General features: G+C 62.9%; 22 protein-coding genes. 13 read left to right on the top strand and 9 right to left on the bottom strand.

Features of this window, described 5'->3' with window-relative positions; translation table 11 throughout:
- Positions 1-44: 44 nt before the first annotated feature.
- The 4 genes from ribBA to nrdR are packed head-to-tail and all read right to left on the bottom strand — an operon-like array spanning position 45 to position 3456.
- Positions 45-1136, bottom strand: coding sequence for a bifunctional 3,4-dihydroxy-2-butanone-4-phosphate synthase/GTP cyclohydrolase II (gene ribBA, locus BW979_RS06800; protein WP_076383459.1), 1092 nt, complete (start codon positions 1134-1136; stop codon positions 45-47).
- A 16-nt stretch (positions 1137-1152) separates the two neighbouring features.
- A complete protein-coding gene (locus BW979_RS06795; protein WP_076383458.1) occupies positions 1153-1815 on the bottom strand; it encodes a riboflavin synthase in 663 nt (220 codons plus the stop codon).
- A gap of 46 nt (positions 1816-1861) precedes the next feature.
- Complete coding sequence (gene ribD, locus BW979_RS06790; protein WP_076383457.1) at positions 1862-2995, bottom strand: bifunctional diaminohydroxyphosphoribosylaminopyrimidine deaminase/5-amino-6-(5-phosphoribosylamino)uracil reductase RibD; 1134 nt, start codon at positions 2993-2995, stop codon at positions 1862-1864.
- Positions 2992-3456, bottom strand: a complete 465-nt coding sequence (gene nrdR, locus BW979_RS06785; protein ID WP_024778359.1) for a transcriptional regulator NrdR — start codon at positions 3454-3456, stop codon at positions 2992-2994. Before nrdR ends, ribD begins: the two co-directional genes overlap by 4 nt.
- Before the next feature lie 127 nt (positions 3457-3583).
- Here nrdR and BW979_RS06780 point away from each other — a divergent pair, with 127 nt between their 5' ends.
- From BW979_RS06780 to trxA, 3 genes are all read left to right on the top strand, one after another.
- Positions 3584-4054, top strand: coding sequence for a YbaY family lipoprotein (locus BW979_RS06780; RefSeq protein WP_076383456.1), 471 nt, complete (start codon positions 3584-3586; stop codon positions 4052-4054).
- On the top strand, positions 4051-4704 hold the full coding sequence (locus BW979_RS06775) for a class I SAM-dependent methyltransferase (RefSeq protein WP_076383455.1): 654 nt from the start codon (positions 4051-4053) through the stop codon (positions 4702-4704). The genes BW979_RS06780 and BW979_RS06775 overlap by 4 nt, the downstream gene beginning before the upstream one ends.
- 183 nt (positions 4705-4887) lie before the next feature.
- Positions 4888-5760: a thioredoxin gene (gene trxA / locus BW979_RS06770; protein WP_076383454.1), complete on the top strand. Its 873-nt coding sequence runs from the start codon at positions 4888-4890 to the stop codon at positions 5758-5760.
- A gap of 67 nt (positions 5761-5827) precedes the next feature.
- On the opposite strand, the gene BW979_RS06765 is transcribed toward trxA, so the two are convergent.
- Positions 5828-6175 (bottom strand): hypothetical protein, encoded by a 348-nt coding sequence (locus tag BW979_RS06765; protein WP_047229750.1) that lies wholly within the window; start codon positions 6173-6175, stop codon positions 5828-5830.
- Positions 6176-6307: 132 nt separating this feature from the next.
- Here BW979_RS06765 and BW979_RS06760 point away from each other — a divergent pair, with 132 nt between their 5' ends.
- From BW979_RS06760 to BW979_RS06740, 5 genes are all read left to right on the top strand, one after another.
- A complete protein-coding gene (locus tag BW979_RS06760) occupies positions 6308-6898 on the top strand; it encodes a DUF2796 domain-containing protein (RefSeq protein ID WP_076383453.1) in 591 nt (196 codons plus the stop codon).
- Positions 6899-7059: 161 nt separating this feature from the next.
- On the top strand, positions 7060-7770 hold the full coding sequence (locus BW979_RS06755; RefSeq protein WP_076383452.1) for an ABC transporter ATP-binding protein: 711 nt from the start codon (positions 7060-7062) through the stop codon (positions 7768-7770).
- 1 nt (position 7771) lies between these two features.
- Positions 7772-9037 carry an ABC transporter permease gene (locus BW979_RS06750; RefSeq protein ID WP_047229753.1) on the top strand — a complete coding sequence of 422 codons (1266 nt, stop codon included), beginning with the start codon at positions 7772-7774 and terminating at the stop codon, positions 9035-9037.
- A gap of 11 nt (positions 9038-9048) precedes the next feature.
- The gene (locus tag BW979_RS06745; RefSeq protein WP_047229754.1) at positions 9049-9567 is read left to right on the top strand and encodes a DUF3299 domain-containing protein; all 519 of its coding nucleotides are present in this window, start codon (positions 9049-9051) and stop codon (positions 9565-9567) included.
- 256 nt (positions 9568-9823) lie between these two features.
- On the top strand, positions 9824-10522 hold the full coding sequence (locus BW979_RS06740; protein WP_076383451.1) for an OmpW/AlkL family protein: 699 nt from the start codon (positions 9824-9826) through the stop codon (positions 10520-10522).
- A 134-nt stretch (positions 10523-10656) separates the two neighbouring features.
- Here the strand turns inward: BW979_RS06740 and BW979_RS06735 are convergent, their stop codons facing one another.
- A complete protein-coding gene (locus tag BW979_RS06735) occupies positions 10657-11586 on the bottom strand; it encodes an NAD-dependent epimerase/dehydratase family protein (protein WP_076383450.1) in 930 nt (309 codons plus the stop codon).
- On the bottom strand, positions 11579-12463 hold the full coding sequence (locus tag BW979_RS06730; protein WP_076386543.1) for a sugar nucleotide-binding protein: 885 nt from the start codon (positions 12461-12463) through the stop codon (positions 11579-11581). Before BW979_RS06730 ends, BW979_RS06735 begins: the two co-directional genes overlap by 8 nt.
- Positions 12464-12756: 293 nt before the next feature.
- Between BW979_RS06730 and BW979_RS06725 the strand changes: the two genes are divergently transcribed.
- The 5 genes from BW979_RS06725 (at position 12757) to BW979_RS06705 (ending at position 21312) form a co-directional block, all read left to right on the top strand.
- Complete coding sequence (locus BW979_RS06725) at positions 12757-17070, top strand: DEAD/DEAH box helicase (RefSeq protein WP_076383449.1); 4314 nt, start codon at positions 12757-12759, stop codon at positions 17068-17070.
- Positions 17071-17278: 208 nt separating this feature from the next.
- Positions 17279-18205 (top strand): DUF72 domain-containing protein, encoded by a 927-nt coding sequence (locus BW979_RS06720; protein ID WP_047229758.1) that lies wholly within the window; start codon positions 17279-17281, stop codon positions 18203-18205.
- Positions 18202-19014: an endonuclease/exonuclease/phosphatase family protein gene (locus BW979_RS06715; RefSeq protein WP_076383448.1), complete on the top strand. Its 813-nt coding sequence runs from the start codon at positions 18202-18204 to the stop codon at positions 19012-19014. Before BW979_RS06720 ends, BW979_RS06715 begins: the two co-directional genes overlap by 4 nt.
- Positions 19011-20309 carry a cardiolipin synthase ClsB gene (gene clsB, locus BW979_RS06710; protein WP_047229760.1) on the top strand — a complete coding sequence of 433 codons (1299 nt, stop codon included), beginning with the start codon at positions 19011-19013 and terminating at the stop codon, positions 20307-20309. The genes BW979_RS06715 and clsB overlap by 4 nt, the downstream gene beginning before the upstream one ends.
- A complete protein-coding gene (locus BW979_RS06705; protein ID WP_047229761.1) occupies positions 20296-21312 on the top strand; it encodes a lysylphosphatidylglycerol synthase domain-containing protein in 1017 nt (338 codons plus the stop codon). Before clsB ends, BW979_RS06705 begins: the two co-directional genes overlap by 14 nt.
- A 153-nt stretch (positions 21313-21465) precedes the next feature.
- Here the strand turns inward: BW979_RS06705 and BW979_RS06700 are convergent, their stop codons facing one another.
- A complete protein-coding gene (locus BW979_RS06700) occupies positions 21466-22224 on the bottom strand; it encodes an alpha/beta hydrolase family protein (RefSeq protein WP_047229762.1) in 759 nt (252 codons plus the stop codon).
- Positions 22214-23323, bottom strand: a complete 1110-nt coding sequence (locus BW979_RS06695; RefSeq protein WP_076383447.1) for a DUF3182 family protein — start codon at positions 23321-23323, stop codon at positions 22214-22216. The genes BW979_RS06700 and BW979_RS06695 overlap by 11 nt, the downstream gene beginning before the upstream one ends.
- Positions 23324-23473 lie beyond the last annotated feature (150 nt).

The raw sequence follows: 23473 nt of genomic DNA, 5'->3' as shown, positions 1-23473 counted from the left end.
TTAGTGATATTAGCCGCGAATACTGAGCCGGAAATCCCGGGCCATTATTCGGAGGGCACGTATTCTACAACTTCCAGGTCGAAACCGGATATCGCATTAAATTTCATCGGTGCGCTCATCAGGCGCATTTTTCGTACGCCCAGGTCCCGCAGGATCTGCGAACCGGCGCCGACGATGCTGTAGGTGGTCGGTTTTTTCACGATGGTGTTATCGCCGGTTTCACGGATGTGCGCCAGCAACACGTCGCCATCGAGCGGGTGTCCGAGCAGCAGGACCACGCCGCTGCCGGCCTCGGCCACCGCGGCCATGGCGGCCCGCAGGCTCCAGCGGCCGGGCTGCTTGACCATCAGCAGGTCGCGCAGCGGGTCCATGTTATGCACGCGCACCAGGGTCGGTTCTTCGGCGCACACGGTGCCCAGGGTCAGCGCCATGTGCACGTCACCTTCCACCGAGTCGCGGTAGGTCACCAGGTTGAACTGGCCCAGTTCGCTGTCCAGCGGCTGCTCGGCAATCCGCTGAACGGTACGTTCGTGGATCATCCGGTAGTGGATCAGGTCGGCGATGGTGCCGATCTTGATGTTGTGTTCGGCGGCAAAGGCTTCCAGTTCCGCGCGACGGGACATGGTGCCGTCGTCGTTCATGACTTCGCAGATCACGCCGCTGGCTTCGAAACCGGCCATGCGCGCCAGGTCGCACGCCGCTTCGGTGTGGCCGGCACGGGCCAGGGTGCCGCCGGCCTGGGCCATCAGCGGGAAGATGTGGCCGGGGCTGACAATGTCTTCGGCCTTGGCGTCTTTCGCGGCGGCCGCCTGCACAGTGCGGGCACGGTCAGCGGCGGAGATACCGGTGGTCACGCCCTCGGCGGCCTCGATGGACACGGTGAACTTGGTGCCGAAACCGGAACCGTTGCGCGGCGCCATCAATGGCAGCTTCAAGAGCTCGCAGCGCTCGCGGGTCATGGGCATGCAGATCAGGCCACGGGCGTGCTTGGCCATGAAGTTGATGTGTTCGGCCTTGCAGCACTCGGCGGCCATGATCAGGTCGCCTTCGTTCTCGCGGTCTTCGTCATCCATGAGGATGACCATCTTGCCTTGGCGGATGTCTTCAACCAGTTCTTCGATGCTATTGAGCGCCACGCGGCACCCCCTTGGGTCAGGATTTGAGGTAGCCGTTGGCGGCCAGAAAGCTTTCAGTGATGTTACCGGTTGCAGGCTCTGCGGCCTTGTCGCCCAACAGCAGGCGCTCCAGATAACGGGCCAGCAGGTCAACCTCCAGGTTGACCCGGCGACCGGGCCGATACGAGGCCATGATGGTTTCGCTCAAGGTGTGCGGAATGATGGTCAGCAGGAACTCGGCGCCATCCACCGCATTGACCGTCAGGCTGGTGCCATCGACGGTGATCGAGCCTTTATGGGCGATGTACTTGGCCAGCTCTTTCGGGGCGCGGATGCGAAACTCCACGGCCCGGGCGTTATCGCTGCGCGCAACCACTTCACCCACGCCGTCGACATGGCCACTGACCAGATGTCCGCCCAGGCGGGTGGTAGGGGTCAGGGCTTTTTCCAGGTTGACCGGGCTGCCGCTCTTGAGATCGTTCATGGCGGTGCAGTCGAGGGTTTCGCGGCTGACGTCCGCCAGGAAACCATTGCCCGGCAGTTCGACGGCGGTCAGGCACACGCCGTTTACCGCGATGCTGTCGCCCAGTTTGACGTCGCTCAGGTCGAGCTTGCCGGTTTCGACATGAACCCGCACGTCGCCGCCCTTGGGGGTCAGTGCACGGATGCTGCCGATGGATTCGATGATGCCGGTAAACATGGAGTCCTCCTCGAGAACGGGCCGCCGCTTGAGCGAAAGCCGGGAATTATACGCGGGCCTGCGAAACGGGAACGGCGATGACTCGCCAGTCATCGCCCACGGCACGGATTTCGGTGATTTTCAGCTCCGGGGCATCTTTCATCTGCGCCAGCGGCCAATCCAGTAACGGTCGTGCCGAAGAGCCGAGGAACTTGCCGGCGATGAAAATCTGGAACTCATCCACCAATCCTTGCCGGGCAAAAGCCCCCGCCAGGCGTGGGCCGGCTTCCACCAGCACTTCATTGACGCCGCGGCCCGCCAGCTCCATCAGCAGGCGACGCAGATCGACCTGGCCATCGTCGCCCGCCACGATCATGCATTCTGGGCCATTGGCGTATTGTTCTTCCACCGCCATGCAGGTAGCGACCAGCGCCGGGCCGGCCTTGAAGAAAGGTGCGTCCAACGGCACGCGCAGACGACCGTCCACCAGTACCCGCAACGGCGGACGACTCATGATCAGCGCGGTCTGCTGTGCATCCAGGCCGAGTTCATCGGCGCGCACGGTCAGCCGGGCGTTGTCGGCCAGCACCGTATCGGCACCGGTCAGCACCACACTGGCCTGGGCGCGCAGGCGTTGCACCGCCGAACGTGCAGCGGTACCTGTGATCCACTGGCTTTCGCCGCTTTCCATGGCGGTACGGCCATCGAGGCTCATGGCAAGCTTGACCCGCACGAACGGCAAGCCGTGTTCCATGCGTTTGAGAAAACCTTCATTGAGCTTGCGGGCTTCGCCTTCCAGCACGCCGCTTTCGGTGGCGATACCGGCCTGGGCCAGCCGCTGCAGGCCGCGCCCGGCGACTTCCGGGTTCGGGTCCTGCATCGCCGCCACCACCCGCGCCACGCCGGCATTGACCAACGCATCGGCACAGGGCGGCGTATGCCCGTGATGACTACAGGGTTCGAGGGTCACGTAAGCCGTGGCGCCCCGAGCCTGTTCACCGGCGGCGCGCAGGGCATGGACTTCGGCATGGGGTTCGCCGGTGCGAATGTGCCAGCCTTCGCCGACAACCTGACCGTCACGCACGATCACGCAACCTACCCGGGGATTGGGATGCGTGGTGTAGTGACCGCGCCGCGCCAATTCCAGGGCACGGGCCATGTGTTGGGCGTCGAGGACCGCCTGCTGCGCCGGGCTGGTCATTCTTTCACCGGTTCGCGGGCCAGGCGGTCGATTTCTTCGCGAAATTCGTTCAAGTCCTGGAAACGGCGATAGACCGAGGCGAAACGGATGTAGGCGACTTCATCGAGCTTCTGCAGCTCGGCCATCACCAGTTCACCGACCACCAGGGATTTGACCTCGCGTTCGCCAGTGGCGCGCAGCTTGTGCTTGATGTGCACCAGCGCCGCTTCCAGGCGCTCGACGCTCACCGGGCGTTTTTCCAGGGCGCGCTGCATGCCAGCGCGCAGTTTGTCTTCGTCGAACGGCTGACGACTGCCGTCGGTCTTGATCAGGCGCGGCAACACCAGTTCAGCGGTCTCGAACGTAGTGAAACGCTCGCCGCAGGCCAGGCATTCGCGCCGGCGGCGGACCTGTTCGCCCTCGGCGACCAGTCGCGAGTCGATGACCTTGGTGTCGTTGGCACCGCAGAAGGGACAGTGCATGGTGGCAGGCAACAAAAAAAGGGAGGGCCATGGTAGCGCATCCCACTGGCAAGACAAGCCATAGGGTTTACGGTATACAGACGGGGTTACCGTCAGCCCCCTGGAATTTACCTTGCTGGAGCCACACATGCCGCTACGATCGCTCGTTTTGCTCAGTCTATTCAGCCTGCTGATGGCGTGCAGCAGCGACGCCCCCAAACCCGATGCCCCCGCCCCGGCCAAGACCCCTGCGCCGAAACAGGCCCAGGAAAAAGCCCGCCAGGCCGCCGAACTGGGGCCGCTACCGGCGCACCAGCGGGAGTTGAGCGGCACCCTGCAAGGGATACCGGCCGGGGCCGAGGTCGAACTGGCGCTGCTGGTGATCGATGACAAGGATCGTCCGCAACAATTGCTCGCCAGCTCGAGCCTGATCGGCACCAACCAGGCCCTGCCCTTTCGCCTGCGCTTCAACCCCGAAGCCTTCCCGGTTGGCGCCCGCGTGGAACTGCGCGGCCGCGCCAGCCAGTCGGGCCAGTTGATCCTGCATCTGCCGGAGCAACGCATCAGCCAGCCGACCACTCAGGCGCTGGGCGCGCTGCAATTTGTCAAAGCGCCATGAATTCACCGCAAGACCTGCAACACGCGTTGGGCCAGTTGCTTGGAGACGCGCGCCTAGTGGCTTGCCCACTGCCTGAGACTGAGCTGAAATTGTGGCTGATCGACGGCGATAACATGGACCGCGCGTTCAGCCCGGAAGAAACCCGGCGCATTCTCCACGAGCCACCTTACTGGAGCTTCTGCTGGGCCAGCGGCCTGGCCATGGCACGCTATCTGGTCGAACAGCCGCATTGGGTCGCAGGCAAGCGAGTGCTGGACTTCGGCGCCGGTTCCGGCGTGGCGGGTATTGCCGCGCTCAAGGCCGGGGCGCTGGAGGTGGTGGCCTGTGATCTGGATCCTCTGGCGCTTGCTGCGTGCCAGGCCAATGCCCTGCTCAATGACGTAACGCTTGGGTACTCGGAGGATTTTTTCGCCGAGGACGATCGCTTCGACCTGATCCTGGTGGCGGATGTGCTTTACGACCGCGCCAACCTGCCGTTGCTCGACCAGTTCCTCAGTCGCGGCCGCGAGGCCCTGGTGGCCGACTCCCGGGTGCGGGATTTCCAGCATCCGCTGTACCGGCGCATCGAAATGCTCGAAGCCATGACCTTGCCGGATCTGGCCGAGCCCGAGGAGTTTCGGCATGTGAGCCTGTACCACGCGCGGCGTTAGCCTCAAGAGCATCGCGAGCAAGCTTGCTCCCACAGGGTTTTGTGTCGAATACAAAATGTGTGTTCATCACAAATCCCATGTGGGAGCGAGCCTGCTCGCGATAAGGCACCGCAACCCCCCGCTTTCAGCCGCCCCCCACCAAGCCGTATAGTTGCCCCATTCAAGCGTTCTACGAGATTCCCCATGACCCAGGACACCCCGTACATCTTCGACGCCACCACCGCCGACTTCGACCAGTCGGTGATCGCCAACTCTTTTCACAAACCGGTGCTGGTGGATTTCTGGGCCGAGTGGTGCGCACCGTGCAAGGCGTTGATGCCGATGCTGCAAGGCATTGCCGAGAGCTATCAGGGCGAACTGCTGCTGGCCAAGGTCAACTGCGACATCGAGCAGGACATCGTCGCCCGCTTCGGCATTCGCAGCTTGCCTACCGTGGTGCTGTTCAAGGACGGCCAGCCCGTCGACGGTTTCGCCGGCGCCCAGCCGGAGTCCGCCGTGCGGGCGATGCTCGAACCTCATGTACAGATGCCGCCTCCGGCCGCCGCCGACCCGTTTGAACAGGCCCAGGCGCTGTTCGACGAGGGGCGTTTCGCTGATGCCGAGGCCGTGCTCACTGCACTGCTGGGGGAAGACAATACCAACGCCAAGGCGCTGATCCTGTATGCCCGCTGCCTGACCGAGCGCGGTGAGCTGACTGAGGCACAAACCGTGCTCGACGCGGTGAAAAGCGACGAGCACAAGGCCGCGCTGGCCGGGGCCAAGGCGCAGATCCAGTTCCTCGGCCTGGCCAAGGATCTGCCGGACGCCGCCGATCTCAAGGCCCGCCTGGCGAAAGATCCGCAGGACGACGAAGCGGTGTATCAACTGGCAATCCAGCAATTGGCCCGCCAGCAGTACGAGCCGGCCCTCGACGCGCTGCTCAAGCTGTTCATCCGCAACCGCAGCTACAGCGAAGGCCTACCCCACAAGACGTTGCTGCAAGTCTTCGAATTGCTGGGCAACGACCATCCGCTGGTGACGACCTATCGCCGCAAGCTGTTTGCGGCGTTGTACTAGAGGAGCCGTTGCAAGCTGCAAGCTTCGAGCTGCAAGCGGCGATTCGTTTCAGCTTGGGGCTTGCGGCTCAATCTGCGTGCCAACTGTAGAGCGGTGTATCGCCGCCGCTGATGACTTTCACGTCCGGACTATGGCGCAAGCGCACTAACAGGCGTTTGCCGGCCGGGGCGCTGCCGGTCAGGCCTTCGAGCTGTTCCAGCAGGTCCGGACCGCTCAGTTGCCCGGCCTTGCGCAGCAATTCCCTGGCGATCTGCCACAAGGCATCGTCCTGGTTGGCCGGCCTGGCCGCAGCCGTCGCCGTGTTATCGGGCCTGACCGTTTGCAACTGCGCGCCGAGCTGCGCCCAGTCGCCCTCATCCATGTCGATCGACAAGTCTACCGGCCAATCACCGACGGTTCCGCGTATCCGCAACATTACCGTGCTCCTGAAAATTTCATGTGCCCATGCTCCCATGGGCCTTGCGCGACGCCAAGCAGCCGGTCAAACTCTGCGCACTTTCGTTATAAGATTACATAACAGAACACTCATTTTATCTGGAGACTCGTCATGCGCCGTCTGCTTCTCGCCCTGCCGTTCGCCCTGCTGCCCTTGGCTGTCGCCCATGCGGCGGTCGAGCATGACCACGATCATGATCACGAGCACGGCAGCCTCGGCGCCCATGAACACGGTGTCGGCCGGCTGAATGCCGCCCTGGATGGCCAAACCCTGGAACTGGAGCTGGAAAGCCCAGCGATGAACCTGGTGGGCTTCGAACACGCCGCCACCAGCGATGCCGACAAGGCCAAGGTCGCCGCCGTGCGTGCGCAACTGGACAAGCCGCTGGCGCTGTTCAGCCTGCCCGCCGCCGCCAAATGCACCGTGGCCCAGCAGGAACTGGAGAGTCCGCTGTTTGGCGATGAACCGGACCACGATGACCACGACGAAGATGAGCATGGCGACGAACACCACGGCGAACACAGTGAAATCCATGCCCACTACCAGTTCACCTGCGCCACCCCGGGCGAGTTGAAAAACCTGGACCTGGCGACCCTGTTCAAAACCTTCCCGGCCACCCAGAAAATTCAGGTACAACTGATCAGCCCGAGCGGCCAGCAAGGCGTGGAAGTGACGGCCAAGGCACCCACCCTGAAGTTCTGATTGACCGCAAAACCAATGTGGGAGCGAGCCTGGTGGGAGCAAAGCTTGCTCGCGATGGCGGTTCTATTGTCGACACCCAAGTTGAATGTGACGGCCTCATCGCGAGCAAGCTTTGCTCCCACCGGTATTCCCACAGGTATTCATCTTTTGAACCCGCAAACATGACTCAAGCACTCATCGAGCTGTCCGACCTGGGCTTCAGCTGGCCCGGACATCCACCCTTGCTGGATATCCCGGCGTTTCGCCTGGAGGCCGGTGAGACGCTGTTTCTCAAAGGCCCCAGCGGCAGCGGCAAGACCACGCTGCTGGGGCTGCTGGGCGGTGTGCAGACACCGGACCGGGGCAGCATTCGCCTGCTCGGCCAGGAACTCACCGAACTGGGCGCCGGGGCCCGTGACCGCTTTCGCGTCGACCACACCGGCTACATCTTCCAGCAATTCAACCTGCTGCCGTTTCTCTCGGTGCGCGAGAACGTTGAACTGCCCTGTCACTTCTCGAAACTGCGTGCGCAACGGGCGATCCAGCGTCACGGCAGCGTCGATCAAGCTGCTGCCACGCTGCTGGCGCACTTGGGCCTGACCGACACGAATCTGCTTGGGCGCCGCGCCGACTCGCTGTCCATCGGCCAGCAGCAACGGGTAGCAGCCGCCCGGGCATTGATCGGCCAGCCGGAACTGGTGATCGCCGACGAACCCACCTCGGCACTGGACTACGACGCCCGGGAAAACTTCCTGCGGCTGCTGTTCGCTGAATGCCGCGAGGCCGGATCGAGCCTGCTGTTCGTCAGCCATGACCAGAGCCTGGCGCCGCTGTTCGACCGCAACCTCTCGCTGGCCGATCTCAATCGCGCCGCCACGCCACTCGAGGTCTGAGATGTATTTGTTCCGTCTTGCCATGGCCAGCCTGGCGAACCGCCGTTTCACCGCGATCCTCACCGCATTCGCCATTGCCCTTTCGGTGTGCCTGCTGCTGGCGGTAGAGCGGGTACGCACCGAGGCGCGGGCCAGTTTCGCCAGCACCATCAGTGGCACCGACCTGATCGTCGGTGCCCGCTCGGGTTCGGTGAACCTGCTGCTGTATTCGGTGTTTCGCATCGGCAACGCCACCAACAACATCCGCTGGGACAGCTTCGAGCAGTTCGCCAGTAACCCGAAAGTGAAGTGGGCGATCCCCATGTCCCTGGGCGATTCCCATCGCGGCTACCGGGTGATGGGCACGACCGAGGCCTACTTCGAGCATTACCAATACGGTCGCCGGCAACACCTGGCGCTGGCCGAGGGCCGCGCCTTCGCCACCGATCCATTCGAAGTGGTGCTCGGCGCCGAAGTGGCCGAGGCGCTGCATTACACGCTGGGCGACAAACTGGTGCTGGCCCACGGCGTGGCGGTGGTCAGCCTGGTCAAGCACGATGACAAGCCCTTCACCGTGGTCGGTATTCTCAAGCGCACCGGCACCCCGGTGGACCGCACGCTGCACATCAGCCTCGGCGGCATGGAAGCGATCCACATCGACTGGAAAAACGGTGTGCCGGCCCAGGGCAAGGGCCGCATCAGCGCCGACCAGGCCCGCAACATGGACCTGACGCCCAAGGCGATTACCGCGTTCATGCTTGGCCTCAATAGCAAGATTTCCACCTTCGCCCTGCAGCGCGAGATCAACGAGTTCCGCGGCGAGCCGTTGCTGGCGATCCTGCCCGGCGTGGCGTTGCAGGAGTTATGGAGCCTGATGGGCACGGCGGAAAAAGCCTTGTTCGTGATTTCGCTGTTCGTGGTGCTGACCGGTCTGATCGGCATGCTCACGGCGATTCTCACCAGCCTCAACGAGCGGCGGCGGGAGATGGCGATCCTGCGCTCGGTGGGCGCGCGGCCGTGGCACATCGCGACCCTGCTGGTGCTCGAAGCCTTCGCCCTGGCGCTGGCCGGGGTCGCCGCCGGGCTGGCCCTGCTGTACATCGGCATCGCCGCCGCGCAGGGTTATGTGCAGTCGGCCTATGGGTTGTATCTGCCATTGGCCTGGCCAAGTGAATATGAATGGACGCTGATGGCTGGCATTCTGGTCGCCGCTCTACTGATGGGTAGCGTGCCGGCCTGGCGCGCCTATCGCCAATCGTTGGCCGATGGCCTGTCGATCCGTTTATGAGGACGTTGAAGATGCCCCGCGCTTTGCTTGCGCTGTTGATGACGGTCGCCCTACCGCTGTGGGCGGCCGAACCGAGGGACTTGTCGTGGCAGGAAATGATCCCGCCGGACGCACCGCCGGAAGTGCCGAACATGACGCCGCTGCACGACCTGTCGCAGATGAGCGATGCCCTGGCCGCCGAAGCGGCCCCCGCGGCCAAGCAGGATCTGCCCAACGCGCCGGTGGTCAAGGAACTCGACGGCCAGCAGATTCGTTTGCCGGGTTACATCGTGCCGCTGGAAGTCAGCGAAGAAGGCCGCACCACGGACTTTTTGCTGGTGCCGTATTTCGGCGCTTGCATCCACGTACCGCCACCGCCGTCGAATCAGATCGTGCATGTGAAAAGTGAAATCGGGGTCAAGCTCGACGAGTTGTACCAGCCGTACTGGGTCGAAGGGCCGATGCAGGTCAAGCCGTCCACCAGTGAACTGGCCGATGCCGGGTATCAGATGGCGGCTGAGAAGATTTATGTGTATGAACTGCCGGAGTGAATCTGGTGGTGATGTGTTGGCAATGGAATAGCTATCGCGAGCAGGCTCGCTCCCACAGTTGACCGAGTTGCTTCAGAAGGAATCCGGTCCAATGTGGGAGCGAGCCTGCTCGCGATGGGGCCCTCAAGATTTCCTCATCATCATTTTATTGAGCTGAGTCAATTAATAGACCCAGACTCATTGAGCTGAGTCAAAAGACCGCCCTAGAGCGCTGCGTACCATGAGACATCAATTTTAGATGCCCTCTGGAGCTCCCATGCAAAAGTCTCTGCTCAGCGCTTCCCTCGTGGCCCTCGCGCTCGCCTCCCCGCTCGCCCAGGCTCATACCGCTGGCGACATCATCGTTCGCGCCGGCGCCATCACCGTCAACCCGGAAGCCGACAGTTCCAGCGTCAAGGTCGATCGTGGCCCGCTGGCCGGCGCCGACCTTGGCGGCAAGGCAACCATGAGCAGCGACACACAGCTGGGCCTGAACTTCGCCTACATGATCACCAACAACCTGGGCATCGAACTGCTGGCCGCATCGCCGTTCGAGCACGATGTGAAGATCAAAGGCACCGCCCTGGGTGCGGCCAACAACAAGCTCGGCACCCTCAAGCACCTGCCGCCAACCCTGAGCCTGGTCTACTACCCGCTCGACGCCAAGTCGGCCTTCCAGCCTTATGTCGGCGCCGGCATCAACTACACCTGGATCTACGATGAACACGTCGGCAGCGAAGCCAGCGCCAACGGCTTCAGCAACTTCCGGGCGAGCAACAGTTGGGGCATGGCGTGGCAAGTGGGCGCCGACTACATGCTGACCGACAACATCATGGTCAACGGCCAGATTCGCTACATCGACATCGACACCACCGCCTATGTGGACAACAACGCCGTGGCCAGCGGAACCCGGGCCAAGGTGAATGTCGATGTGGACCCTTGGATCTACATGGTGGGGTTGGGTTACAAGTTCTAAATCATTCTTGAGAGTAAGAAAAAACCTGTGGGAGCGAGCCTGCTCGCGATTGCGTTGGATCAGCCGGCATGATGCCAGCTGACAAACCGCTATCGCGAGCAGGCTCGCTCCCACAGTTTTTGGTGGCGTAGGATTCAGCGTCCCAGCAGCCGCGCCAGCCCCACGCTCATCGGCGTCTGTTGTGGAAAGCTGAAGCGCTCCAACAGCCGGCGATTGTCAGCCCGGGAATGGCGGATGTCGCCGGAGCGCGCCGGGCCGTAGCTGATCGGCGGCAGATCGCCCACCACCGTGGCCAGGGCCTGGAGCAATTGCTTGAGGGTCGTGGCCTGGTTCCAGCCGACGTTCACCGCGCCCACTTGCACCTCAGGTGTTTCGATAGCCTGCACCAACAGGTCCACCAAGTCTTCGACGTAGACAAAATCCCGGGTCTGCTCGCCGTCGCCGAACACCGTGATCGGCAGGCCTTTCTGTGCCCGTTCGCTGAAGATGCTGATGACCCCGGAATAGGGCGAGGACGGATCCTGGCGCGGGCCGTAGATGTTGAAGAAGCGGAACACCACCGGCTCCAGTGCGTGCTGGCGGCGGTAGAAGTCCAGGTAGAACTCGCTGGCCAGCTTGTCCGAAGCATATGGCGTGAGCGGAGCCTTGGGCGTGTCTTCGTCGATGGACTCACCTTCGCCGTTGTTGCCATAGACCGCTGCGCTGGAGGCGAACAGCACCCGCTTCACCCCGGCCTGGCGCATGGCTTCGCAGACATTGAGGGTGCCGATGAAATTGCTCTGGTGCGTACGCACCGGGTCGTCCACCGAGGCCTGCACCGAAGCCACTGCTGCCAGGTGCGCCACGGCGCTGCAACCGGCCACGGCCCGGGCTACCAGCGCCGCATTGGCCACGTCGCCTTCGATCAGTTCAACCAGAGGGTTGTCCAGCGGCAGGTTACTGCGCTTGCCGGTAGACAGGTCATCGAGGATGCGCACCGAATGGCCCTTGGCGAGCAAGGCGTCGGTCAGGTGCGAACCAATGAAACCAGCGCCGCCGGTGATTAAAACAGGACCTTCAGCCATGTCGATAAAACCTATCCAGTAAGCCCGGGAGTGCAGCGCGCCAGGCGCGGGGCTTGATCCCGAACGTGTGCAGAATTTTCTTGCAGGCCAGCACCGCATGCTGCGGTTCTTCCGCGGCGTCCGGCCGTGCGGCGTGTGCCTGGGGGGTAGGCGATTCGATTGCCAGGGGATGCAGGGCCCGGGCTTCGGTGAGGATCGCCTGCCCCAACGCCAGCGGCGTGGTCGCCTCATGCCCGGCATAGTGGTAGGTGCCCCACAACGGCGCGGCGCAATCGAGTTGCTTGAGCACCGAGATGATCACCCGCGCCGCGTCGTCCACCGGCGTCGGATTGCCCCGACGGTCGTCGGCCAACAGCAGGTCTTCGGGTTGTTCGGCCCGGGCCAGGAAACGTCCCAGGATGCCGTCGGCGCTGTCGTCCAGCAGCCAGCCGAAACGCAACAGCACATGTTGCGGACAGGTGGCGCGCACGCTCTGCTCGATCCGCCACAAGGCCTGACCGCGCAGACCCAAGGGCACGGGTTCGTCCTTTTCGCTGTAGGCCGTAGCGCGGGATCCATCAAACACGCGATAGCTCGACGGTTGCAGCAAAATGATGTTGTGATGCTGGCACAATTCGGCCAGCCGCTCGACGGCGCGCTCCTGGCTGGCCAGGCGCTGCTCGCTGACTGTCTCAGCCTGGAACCAGTCGAAGTAGTACGCCAGGTTGATCAAGGCGTCCGGTCGAGTGTCGTCCAGCAGCTGCGTCAGGCTCGCGGCATCCCAGCCGTCTTCGGGGGGGCGGGGGGCAAGAAAACCGATGTCTTCTTCCGCACCGAGGCGAATCAGCGCCTGCCCAAGGGCATTTCCGCCGCCCAGTAACATAAGGCGCATTCGCATAAAGTCAGCAGGCCCGGTCTGTTGGCAAAAGAATTGGGTCGACAACGCCCGCAGGCGTTGTCGGAATCGTTGCATTTTGCGGGTTTAGTGCGCAACCGTCATCCGTAAAGTGCAGATCCGGTATTTGTGTAAGGTTCACAGGCTCTATCGCGAGCAGGCTCGCTCCCACAATGGAGCGAGTCTCTTCAGAAAGAATGCGGTGGGAGCGAGCCTGCTCGCGATGAGGCCCTCCCAGGCCAGGCATCGCTCAGAGGTACTTGCATCTTCCCCATCCCACCCGCATAACTGCCCACATGAATCTGCCCTTCCCAGCCGACCACGCCATGGCAGGCTTTCATCCCGCCGTTCGCGCCTGGTTCAGCCAGACATTCCCGGCGGTAACGGCCGCTCAGGCCCGGGCGTGGCCGTTGATCGGGCAGCGCCGTTCGATCCTGGTGGCTGCGCCCACGGGATCGGGCAAGACCCTCACAGCATTTCTTGCCGTACTGGATGACCTGGTACACCGAGGCCTGGAACAAGGCGGTCTGCCGGACCAGACCCTGGTGGTCTACGTCTCGCCGCTCAAGGCACTGAGCAACGACATCCAGATCAACCTGCAAAACCCGCTGGCCGGCATTACCGAACAATTGCGGCAGATGGGCCTGCCGCCGTTGCACATCACCACCGCCGTGCGCACCGGAGACACGCCACAAAAAGACCGCACAGCGATGCGCAAGACCGCGCCGCATATTCTGGTGACCACCCCCGAATCGCTTTACGTGCTGCTCGGCTCCGATTCCGGCCGGCAAATGCTCGCCAGCACCCGCACCGTCATTGTCGACGAGATCCACGCCATCGCCGCCAGCAAACGCGGCAGTCACCTGGCCTTGAGCCTGGAGCGTTTGCAAGCGCTGTGCGCCGAACCGCTGATGCGCATCGGTCTGTCCGCCACGCAAAAACCCATCGAAGCGGTGTCGCGTTTTCTCGTTGGCCAGGGGCGCAGCTGTGAAATCGTCGACATCGGCCACGCCCGCCCCCGGGACCTGGACATAGAAGTGCCACCCGTGCCGCTCTCGGCGGTGATGGCCAATGATGTGTGGGAACTGGTCTACAACCGCCTCGCCGAACTGGCCCGGGAACACCGCACCACCCTGATTTTCGTCAACACCCGGCGACTGGCCGAACGCCTGAGCCGTCATTTGAGCGAACGCCTGGGCAAGCACGCCGTGGCCGCCCACCACGGCAGCCTGGCCAAGGAGTTTCGCCTCGACGCCGAACAACGGCTCAAGCGCGGCGAGTTGCAGGTGTTGATCGCCACCGCGTCCCTGGAACTGGGCATCGATATCGGCGACGTCGACCTGGTGTGTCAGATCGCCTCGCCGCGGTCGATCTCGGCGTTTTTGCAACGGGTCGGCCGCTCGGGCCATCAGGTTGGCGGCACGCCCAAGGGACGCCTGTTCGCCACCACCCGCGACGACATGATCGAATGCGTCGCCCTGCTCGATTGCGTGCGCCGTGGCGAGCTGGACATTCTGCACATCCCCAAGGCGCCACTGGATGTGCTGGCCCAGCAGATCGTCGCCGAGGTCAGTTGCCAGGAATGGCCGGAACAGGCGCTGCTGGAAACCTTTCGCCGCGCCGCGCCCTATGCCGAGTTGGACGACGGCCACTATCAGGCGCTGCTGCACATGCTCGCCGAGGGCCTCAATGGTCGTCAGGGCGTGCGCAGTGCGTACCTGCATCGCGACGCCGTCACCCGCACCCTGCGCGGGCGCCGGGGCAGCAAGCTGACCGCCGTGACCAGCGGCGGCACTATCCCGGACAACGCCGACTACAGCGTGCTGCTCGAACCCCAAGGATTGAACATCGGCAGCGTCAACGAAGACTTCGCCGTGGAGAGCATTGCCGGCGACGTGTTCCAACTGGGCAATACCTCTTACCGCATCATTCGCGTGGAGACCGGTCGGGTGCGGGTCGAGGACGCCCAGGGCCAGCCGCCGACCATTCCGTTCTGGCTTGGCGAAGCCCCTGGCCGCAGCGCCGAGTTGTCCCTGGCGGTAGCTCGCCTGCAAGCCCAACTGGACCAACTGCTCGGTGCCACGCCGGGCAACTTGCAACCGGCCCTCGACTGGCTGACCGGCACCTTGCAACTGAACCTGGCCAGTGCCGAACAACTGGTGGACTATCTGGCCCCGGCACGCCTGGCCTTCGGCGCCCTGCCGTCCCAGGACACACTGGTGATGGAGCGGTTTTTCGACGAGTCCGGCGGCACGCAACTGATCATCCATACGCCGTTCGGCAGCCGCATCAACCGCGCCTGGGGCTTGGCCCTGCGCAAGCGTTTCTGCCGCACCTTCAATTTCGAATTGCAGGCCGCCGCCAGCGAAGACGCCATTGTGCTGTCGCTGTCCACCAGCCACAGCTTCGAGCTGGACGAGGTCTGGCGCTATCTCAATAGCCATAGTGCCGAACAGATATTGATCCAGGCAGTGCTGGATGCGCCGCTGTTCGGCGTGCGCTGGCGCTGGAATGCCAGTGTCGCCCTGGCCTTGCCGCGCTATTCGGGCGGACGCAAAGTCGCTCCGCAGATCCAGCGCATGAAAAGCGAAGACCTGATCGCCAGCGTATTCCCGGACCAGATCGCCTGCCTGGAGAACCTCGCCGGCGAACGGGAAATCCCCAATCACCCACTGGTGGAACAGACCCTCGACGACTGCCTGCACGAAGCCATGGACAGCGAAGGCTGGCTGACGCTGTTGCGGCGCATGGAAGCCGGCGAGGTTCGCCTGATCAGCCGCGATCTGCCGGCGCCCTCGCCCCTGGCGGCGGAAATCCTCAGCGCCCGGCCCTACACCTTTCTCGACGACGCCCCGCTGGAAGAACGCCGCACTCAAGCGGTGATCAACCGGCGCTGGAGCGACCCGCAGTCTACCGACGACCTCGGTGCACTCGACGCCGACGCCATCCAGGCGGTACGGGACGAAGCCTGGCCGGCCCCCACCAACCTCGATGAAATGCACGAAGCACTGATGAGCCTGGCCTGCATCGCCGACAGCGAGGCAGGTGCTCAGCCGTCGTGGCTGGACTGGCTGCAGGCCCTGGCCGAGCGCGGCCGCGCCAGTCATGTACAGATCAGCGCCGAACGAGGTGTGTGGGTGGCGCTGGAACGACTGACGTGTCTGCAAGCCATTTATCCACAGGCTCAATGGCGACCGCCGCTGACGCCGCTGGCGGGTTTCGATGAACCCTGGGACCGCGATGAGGCCATGGTGGAGGTACTGCGCGCGCGGCTCAGCGCCTTTGGTCCACTGCCGCTGGAGGCCATCGCCTACCCGCTGGGGCTAACGCCCCCGCCCATCACCCAGGCCCTGGCGCAACTGGAACAGCAAGGCTACGTGCTGCGTGGCCGATTCACCCCCGGCAGCGGACAGGAAGAATGGTGCGAGCGGCATTTGCTGGCGCGTATCCACCGCTACACCGTCAAGCGCCTGCGCCGGGAAATCGAGCCGGTGATGTTGCAGGATTTCATGCGGTTCCTGTTCGACTGGCAGCATCTGTCGCCGTCCACCCAAGGCCGGGGCAACGCGGTGCTGCCGTCGATCATCAGTCAGTTCGAAGGCTATCCGGCCGCCGCCTCGGCGTGGGACAGCGACCTGTTGCCGGCGCGGATCAAGGACTATTCCCCGAGCTGGCTCGATGAGCTGTGCCGCAGCGGCAAGCTGGTGTGGACGCGCCTGAGCGCTCGTCAGAAGCAATCTTCCAGCGCCTTGCGCAGCACGCCGATTGTGTTGCTGCCGCGCAATCATGTCGCCCTCTGGAGCAGCCTGACTGAACAGACCCCACCCAGCGAGCTGTCACCCAAGACGCAAAAAGTCCATAAGGCCCTCAGCGAACACGGCGCGCTGTTTTTCGATGAGTTGTTGCACGAGGCGCACTTGCTGCGCAGCGAACTGGAAATCGCGCTACAGGAACTGGTAGGCGCCGGGCTGGTGAATGCCGACAGCTTCGCCGGGTTGCGCGCGTTGATCACCCCTGCCAGTAAGCGCCAGGCGCGCAGCAGTCGGCGCGGGCGCGGGGCATTCGTTGGCGGCATGGACGATGCCGGACGCTGGGCCTTGTTACGCCGTAGCGCCCCAGTGCCCGAGGAAGGAAACCGGCCAACGGCGATACCGCCCGACACCCTCGAACACATCGCCATGACCTTGCTGCGCCGTTATGGCGTGGTGTTCTGGCGCCTGTTGGAGCGGGAGGCGGATTGGTTGCCGAGCTGGCGCGAGTTACTGCGCACGTTTCATCGCCTGGAGGCGCGGGGAGAAATTCGTGGCGGACGTTTTGTCAGCGGCCTGGCGGGCGAGCAATTCGCCCTGCCCGAAGCCATTCCATTGCTGCGGGAAGTGCGCCGCCGCCCCAGCGACGGCGCCCTGGTCGCGGTGTGCGGTGTCGACCCGCTGAACCTGGCCGGCACCTTGTTGCCGGGAGCGAAAGTACCGGCGCTGGCGAGCAATCGGCTGGTGTATCGCGATGGCCTGCCGGCGGCGGCGCAGATCGCGGGCAAACAGCATGTGTGGCTGGAGCTGGATGCGCAGGGCATGACTGAGGTAAGGAACAAGCTGATCCAGAGAAGTTGAGGGTGTCTGGACGGACCTCATCGCGAGCAGGCTCGCTCCCACATTTGATCTGCGCTGGGGGCCCATTCAGCAACTACTGAAACACAGCGAACAAGACTGCAGGACTTCACCTGCCCTCACCGTCGGTAACTCCATCGAAACTTTCTACCCCGCGCGACAGTCATCAAAAGACACAGGCGGTACGAGGTCATTGGCACGGGAGGGACACATGACGGCGATCCACATTGGCATTTCCGGTTGGCGTTATACGCCTTGGCGGGGGGATTTCTACCCCAAGGGGCTGACCCAGAAACGGGAATTGCAATTCGCCTCGCGAGCGGTCAACAGCATCGAAATCAATGGATCGTTCTACGCCCTGCAACGCCCCGAACGGTATGCCCAGTGGTACGCCGAGACCCCGCCCGGCTTCGTCTTCAGCGTCAAGGCGCCGCGTTTCATCACCCACATCAGACGTCTTCGGGACATTCACAAGCCGTTGGCCAATTTCTTCGCTTCCGGCGTGCTGGAGCTCAAGGAGAAACTCGGCGCGATCCTCTGGCAGTTTCCTCCCAGTTTCAAATTCGATCCCGAGTTGTTCGAAGACTTTCTCAAGCAACTGCCCCACAACACCGAAGATGCCGCCGCCCTGGCCCGGGAGCACGAACCGCGCCTGAACGGCCACGCCAGCACCCAGGCCGACAAGAAGCGGCCGCTGCGTCACGCGGTGGAGATCCGTCATGAAAGCTTTATCGATCCACACTTCATCACCTTGCTCAAACGCTACGACGTGGCACTGGTGATCGCTGACACCGCGGGAAAATGGCCGTATCGCGAAGACGTTACCAGCGACTTCGTGTACTTGCGCCTGCACGGAGCCGAGGAGCTATACGCCAGCGGCTACACCGATGCGGCCTTGAAACGCTGGGGCGAGCGGATCGAGGCCTGGAGCCACGGCACACAACCGCGCGATGCCCATTTGATCGACCCGAAAAAGAAACCCCGCGCCCGCAAGAGCCGGGAGGTGTTCTGCTATTTCGACAATGACATCAAAGTCCGTGCGCCCTATGACGCGCGTCACTTGTTGGAGCACTTCGACCTGGACAAGGACCTGGCCACCACGCCCGGCGAGCGCCCGGCCGAGGGGGTATTGCCATGAGCATCCCGGAGTTCACCGAAACGACCCGCGATCCAACCCAGGAACGGACGCAAGACCTCGACCGGATCAATCGCTTCACCGTCCTGACGGTCAACACCCATAAAGGTTTCACCGCCCTGAACCGGCGCTTCATCCTCCCGGAACTGCGCGAGGCGGTGCGCAGTGTGTCCGCCGACGTGGTGTTCTTGCAGGAAGTCCACGGCACCCACGAGCACCACCCGCAGCGCTATTCCAACTGGCCGAGCATGCCGCAATACGAATTCCTCGCCGATAGCCTCTGGCCACAGTTCGCCTACGGGCGCAACGCGGTGTACCCGGCGGGGGACCATGGCAACGCATTGCTGTCCAAATTCCAGATCATTCGCCACGACAACCTGGACGTGTCTATCAGCGGCCATGAAAGCCGCGGCATGCTCCACAGCGTGCTGCGTCTGCCGGGCGGCGATGAGCGGGAAATCCACGCCATCTGCGTGCACCTGGGGTTGCGCGAGGGGCATCGTGTCGAGCAATTGAAACTGCTTTGCCAGCGTTTGAGCGAACTGCCGCCCGAGGCGCCGGTCATCGTCGCCGGGGATTTCAATGACTGGCGCGGCAAAGCCAGCGAGCTGCTTGAACCCAGCGGCCTGCGGGAGGTGTTCGCCGAGCAATGGGGCAAGCCGGCCCGCAGCTTTCCGGCGCGCCTGCCGGTCCTGCGTCTGGACCGCATCTACGTGCGCAACCTCAAGGCCCGTCATCCCAAGGTATTGAACGTACGCCCCTGGTCGCACCTTTCCGACCATGCACCGCTTTCGGTGGAGATCGAATTATGAGCGCGACTATGAACAAGGCGACGGTGGAACAGGTAGAGGTTCCGCCGACCGAGCGCAATCCGGCGCTGGTGGACATCGAGTACGGTTGGCACGGCAATAACCGGGTCACGCTTTTGGAGAACGGCGAGGAATATTTTCCCAGGGTCTTTGAGGCCATACGCCGGGCCGAAAAGGAAATCCTCCTTGAGACCTTCATTCTGTTCGAGGACAAAGTCGGTATCGAACTACGGGACCTGTTGGTCGACGCGGCCGGACGTGGCGTGCGCATCACCGTCAGCCTGGACGGTTTTGGCTGCGGCGAGCTGACCCCGGAATTTCTGGCGACATTGAGCGACGCCGGGGTGCGTTTGCAGATATTCGATCCCGCACCCCGGCACCTGGGCATCCGCACCAACTGGTTCCGGCGCCTGCACCGCAAGATCGTCGTGGTGGACGGTGTGATCGCGTTTATCGGCGGGATCAATTTTTCCGCAGACCATCTGGGCGACTTCGGTCCCGAGGCCAAGCAGGATTATTCCGTGGAGGTCAAAGGACCGGCGGTGGTGGATATCCATCACTTCGCGCTGTTGCAGAGCGGTCGGCCCAGCCGGGCCAAATATTGGTGGCAACGCCGCCGCAGCCGCCGCAACGAGTTGGCCTTCAACGATCATGATGGTCAGGTGCGGCTGGTCTATCGCGACAACCATGAGCATCAGACCGACATCGAAGAGGTGTACCTGCAAGTATTGCGCAGCGCCCAGCGACGCGTGGTCATTGCCAATGCCTATTTCTTCCCCGGTTTCCGGCTGCTGCGCGAGATCCGCAATGCCGCGCGGCGTGGCGTGGAAGTACGACTGATCCTGCAGGGCCAGCCGGACATGATGATCGCCAAGCTCGCAGCGCGGATGCTGTACAACTATCTGCTCAAGGCCGGCGTGGTGATCTACGAGTATTGCGAACGGCCGTTGCACGGCAAAGTCGCCTTGGTGGATGAGGACTGGAGCACGGTGGGCTCAAGTAACCTCGACCCCCTGAGCCTGTCCCTGAACCTGGAAGCCAATGTGCTGATCCGCGACCGGGCCTTCAACCGTGAATTGTTCGAGCGCCTCGATGATCTGAGCCGCAACCATTGCACCGTCATGCCGGCCAACCCTGCCCCTCGGGGCCTGCTGTGGCGCATGACCATCGGCTTCATGGTGTTTCACTTCCTGCGCCACTTTCCGGCCTGGGCCGGCTGGCTGCCAGCCCATAAGCCGCGCCTGAAACCTTTTTCGCCGCCCACGGCGGTTCGGAGCGAACCCCATGAACCACTCTGACGCGCACACGGCGCCAAGTGATGCCCACGCATCTGATGCCCACGCGGCCGAACACAGCAAACCCAAATCACGCTGGAGCCGCTGGAAACGCCCACTGACCCTGGCCTTCTTCCTGCTGCTGATCGTGTTGTTCACTGCCCTGGCCCGGCGCATTGACTGGGCCGAAGTGTTCGCGACCCTGGCGGACTTCAAACTGCGCACGTTGCTCATTGCCGCTGCGCTCACCGTTACCAGTTTCATCACTTACGCTTGCTACGACCTGATCGGCCGCACCTACATACGGCAGAAACTGGGCTGGCGGCAGATATTGCCGGTGGGGGTGATCAGCTACGCCTTCAATCTGAACCTCAGTGCCTGGGTCGGCGGCATCGCCATGCGCTACCGGCTGTATTCACGGCTGGGGGTCAGCAACGGGAACATCGCCAAGATCCTCGGCCTGAGCCTGGCCACGAACTGGTTTGGCTACATGACGTTGGCCGGGGTGGTGTTCAGCAGTGGCCTGGTAACGATGCCGCCGGGGTGGAAACTGAGCAGCACTGCGCTGCAAGGCGTGGGCGTGCTGCTGCTGTGCATCAGTGCCGGTTACCTGGTGGCCTGTCGGTTTTCCAAACGTCGGGCCTGGACCATCCGCGGCATGGAAATCAACCTGCCGTCGCTGCGCATGGCGGGGCTGCAACTGGCGCTGGGGGCGTTGAACTGGTCGCTGATGGCGGCGGTGATCTTCACCCTGCTGCCGGGCAAGCTGGATTATCCGGTGGTGCTCGGGGTGCTGATGATCAGCAGCATTGCCGGGGTCATCACGCACATTCCGGCGGGATTGGGGGTGCTGGAGGCGGTGTTCATTGCCCTGCTGCAGCACGAGGTTTCTCGCGGAGGCCTGTTGGCGGGGCTGATTGCCTATCGAGCGATCTACTTCATCTTGCCGTTGTTGATCACGGTGGTGATGTACCTGGTGATCGAGGCGAAGGCCAAGGCGTTGCGGGTCAAGCCGGGCCCTAAGTGACGGGGTTCTGAGTTATGGGTTGTCTGAGCGGGCCTTATCGCGAGCAGGCTCGCTCCCACAATTGATCTGCGGCGAACATAGGATTCCTGTCCACCAAAGATCTCCTGTGGGAGCGAGCCTGCTCGCGATAAGGCCCGCATGAACACAGCGCAATCACCGCGCCTGAATAATGCTCAACCGCTCACCCACTACCATCTCGGTGATCCAGTCCACCAGGATTGAGGTGTAGGCCTGTTGGGACACTGGGTCGCTCAAGGCATGGTCGGCGCCGTCGATGATCCGGTGCGTCAGCGAATGGGTCTGCTGGCACGCCGCTCGGTAGCTCATGATCGTCGCGTGGGGCACATGGTCGTCGGTCTCCGATTCCACTAGCAACACATCACCGGTGAACTGCGAGCACGCATGCAAGGCGCGATTGGTGTCGGCGTGCACCAGGGTACTGCGATAATCCAGCAGGTCAGTCTTGTCCAGGTCACGCTTGGGCGTGTGCCATTGCTCGTCGCGATACAGCGCCGGCACTCGTAAAGCCAGCCAGCGCACTGGCCGCAGCAACGTCAGGATCGCCGCCAGGTAACCGCCGTAGCTGGTGCCCACCACGGCGATCGCCGAGGTGTCCAAGGCTGGATGGGCGAGCAGCCGGTCATAGGCGGTGAGCAAATCCCGCAGGTTATCTTCCCGGGTTACCCGGGATAACGGAATGCCAGCCCCGCCGGTATGCCCGCGCAAGTCAAAGGTCAGACAGACGCAACCCAGGCCGGCAATGCCTTTGGCGCGTTCCAGGTCACGCTCCTGGCTACCGCCCCAACCGTGGACGAACAACACCCCTGGAACCTTCGATTTAGGGCTCAGAAAGGTGCCGTTCATGTATTCGTCGTCGATCTCGATCTGAATGGTTTCGCTTCTAGCCGTCATAGGAATGAACCGTTACGTATTTAAGAAGAAAGTCACCATTGTGCGCGGGGCCGCGATAGACCTCCCTGGCCCCAGGGGGCAGCGGCTGCTCAGTGTAGGTCTCGACCGAGGACACACGGACCGCGCTGGACGTAGGATCCTCAATGAACGCCTGCAACGCCGCGAGCTCAGCACTGCTGGCCCCGCCCATGCGCCATGACTGCTCCAGCACACCACCGCGAGGCTGACCGCTGACGTCAATGCCCTGGGCGATGTCGTAATTGCGCCGCGAGGCAAAGAACTTTGGAAAAGCCTGATTGGCGGCATCGTCAAACACCTGCGCCAACCGCACCGCCTCACGCACATCGTCGGGCAGCTCAAGTTTAAGCAATTCAATATAGCCGCCCTGCACCGCCAACAGGTCCGAGCCGCCGTAAACCTCCAGCCCTTCACTGTCCCGCGTCAAATGTTGCACACCGCAATAGCTCAAGACCTTGCCGTTGATGAAGCTCTGGCCGACGCTCTGGGTCTTGACCTGTTCGAGGTTCTGCTCAAGCACCACACCGTCGCGAAACAGCGCTTGAGCCTCGGGGCCGGCGGCGATTTCATCGAATTGCGCCAGACTCTTGATCACCCGCTGATCGCGTCCGGCACAGGCATGGATAGGCTTGAAGCGGATCGTTCCGGAGTACAGCAGGTGCTCAGCCGCCTGGCGCGCATCCTGAAGCGCAAACACAGTCACGCCATCGAGCACCGCCCCCCGAGTCAACTTGGCAAACAACGGCGACCAGCCCAAGGGCGCGACCGCGTGCCTGTTCAGCAGACCGTGGGTGATTGCCTTGGTGCAGATAAAATCATGCTCGACGTAACCGCCCCATAGATCCTCCGGCCCTTTGACGCCCAAGCGCAGGGCGGCTTCGGCACCTATGACGGTTTGCGTGGGCAGCAAGTACAGATCATGACCCGCATGATGCTGTTGGTCATAGCTGCCGCCGTATTCAAGGCCGAGAATCTGCGCCAGCCAACGGGCCAGCGCCCGATTGGTTTCGACCTCATGAAGCGGCGCGTGGGGGTTGATCGAATGGTCCACTACCAGTTTGTTACGATTGACCGTCGTCATGCGGTGCCCTTTTAACTGCGCTCGATGGCTTTAGATAAAGGGGTGCAGAGATCAGGCCAACGGTGTTGCGAGCCAGGACGAGCAGCGAAACGGGCGTCGGAGGCATAATTGATAGCACCGGGCCTGTTTCATTCTGCACGACACCCTGAG

The sequence above is a fragment of the Pseudomonas sp. A214 genome (genome assembly GCF_900156295.1).
Taxonomy (GTDB): Bacteria; Pseudomonadota; Gammaproteobacteria; order Pseudomonadales; family Pseudomonadaceae; genus Aquipseudomonas; species Aquipseudomonas rhizophila.
The sequence above is the reverse complement of the archived record's forward strand: the minus strand, read 5'-3'. Positions and strand labels throughout refer to the sequence as shown.

What these genes read in the sequence shown, in the direction of transcription:
- BW979_RS06795 (WP_076383458.1), bottom strand. Translation starts at nt 1,815, where the DNA reads ATGTTTACCGGCATCATCGAATCCATCGGCAGCATCCGTGCACTGACC.
- ribD (WP_076383457.1), bottom strand. Translation starts at nt 2,995, where the DNA reads ATGACCAGCCCGGCGCAGCAGGCGGTCCTCGACGCCCAACACATGGCC.
- nrdR (WP_024778359.1), bottom strand. Translation starts at nt 3,456, where the DNA reads ATGCACTGTCCCTTCTGCGGTGCCAACGACACCAAGGTCATCGACTCG.
- BW979_RS06780 (WP_076383456.1), top strand. Translation starts at nt 3,584, where the DNA reads ATGCCGCTACGATCGCTCGTTTTGCTCAGTCTATTCAGCCTGCTGATG.
- BW979_RS06775 (WP_076383455.1), top strand. Translation starts at nt 4,051, where the DNA reads ATGAATTCACCGCAAGACCTGCAACACGCGTTGGGCCAGTTGCTTGGA.
- trxA (WP_076383454.1), top strand. Translation starts at nt 4,888, where the DNA reads ATGACCCAGGACACCCCGTACATCTTCGACGCCACCACCGCCGACTTC.
- BW979_RS06765 (WP_047229750.1), bottom strand. Translation starts at nt 6,175, where the DNA reads ATGTTGCGGATACGCGGAACCGTCGGTGATTGGCCGGTAGACTTGTCG.
- BW979_RS06760 (WP_076383453.1), top strand. Translation starts at nt 6,308, where the DNA reads ATGCGCCGTCTGCTTCTCGCCCTGCCGTTCGCCCTGCTGCCCTTGGCT.
- BW979_RS06755 (WP_076383452.1), top strand. Translation starts at nt 7,060, where the DNA reads ATGACTCAAGCACTCATCGAGCTGTCCGACCTGGGCTTCAGCTGGCCC.
- BW979_RS06750 (WP_047229753.1), top strand. Translation starts at nt 7,772, where the DNA reads ATGTATTTGTTCCGTCTTGCCATGGCCAGCCTGGCGAACCGCCGTTTC.
- BW979_RS06745 (WP_047229754.1), top strand. Translation starts at nt 9,049, where the DNA reads ATGCCCCGCGCTTTGCTTGCGCTGTTGATGACGGTCGCCCTACCGCTG.
- BW979_RS06740 (WP_076383451.1), top strand. Translation starts at nt 9,824, where the DNA reads ATGCAAAAGTCTCTGCTCAGCGCTTCCCTCGTGGCCCTCGCGCTCGCC.
- BW979_RS06735 (WP_076383450.1), bottom strand. Translation starts at nt 11,586, where the DNA reads ATGGCTGAAGGTCCTGTTTTAATCACCGGCGGCGCTGGTTTCATTGGT.
- BW979_RS06730 (WP_076386543.1), bottom strand. Translation starts at nt 12,463, where the DNA reads ATGCGAATGCGCCTTATGTTACTGGGCGGCGGAAATGCCCTTGGGCAG.
- BW979_RS06725 (WP_076383449.1), top strand. Translation starts at nt 12,757, where the DNA reads ATGAATCTGCCCTTCCCAGCCGACCACGCCATGGCAGGCTTTCATCCC.
- BW979_RS06720 (WP_047229758.1), top strand. Translation starts at nt 17,279, where the DNA reads ATGACGGCGATCCACATTGGCATTTCCGGTTGGCGTTATACGCCTTGG.
- BW979_RS06715 (WP_076383448.1), top strand. Translation starts at nt 18,202, where the DNA reads ATGAGCATCCCGGAGTTCACCGAAACGACCCGCGATCCAACCCAGGAA.
- clsB (WP_047229760.1), top strand. Translation starts at nt 19,011, where the DNA reads ATGAGCGCGACTATGAACAAGGCGACGGTGGAACAGGTAGAGGTTCCG.
- BW979_RS06705 (WP_047229761.1), top strand. Translation starts at nt 20,296, where the DNA reads ATGAACCACTCTGACGCGCACACGGCGCCAAGTGATGCCCACGCATCT.
- BW979_RS06700 (WP_047229762.1), bottom strand. Translation starts at nt 22,224, where the DNA reads ATGACGGCTAGAAGCGAAACCATTCAGATCGAGATCGACGACGAATAC.
- BW979_RS06695 (WP_076383447.1), bottom strand. Translation starts at nt 23,323, where the DNA reads ATGACGACGGTCAATCGTAACAAACTGGTAGTGGACCATTCGATCAAC.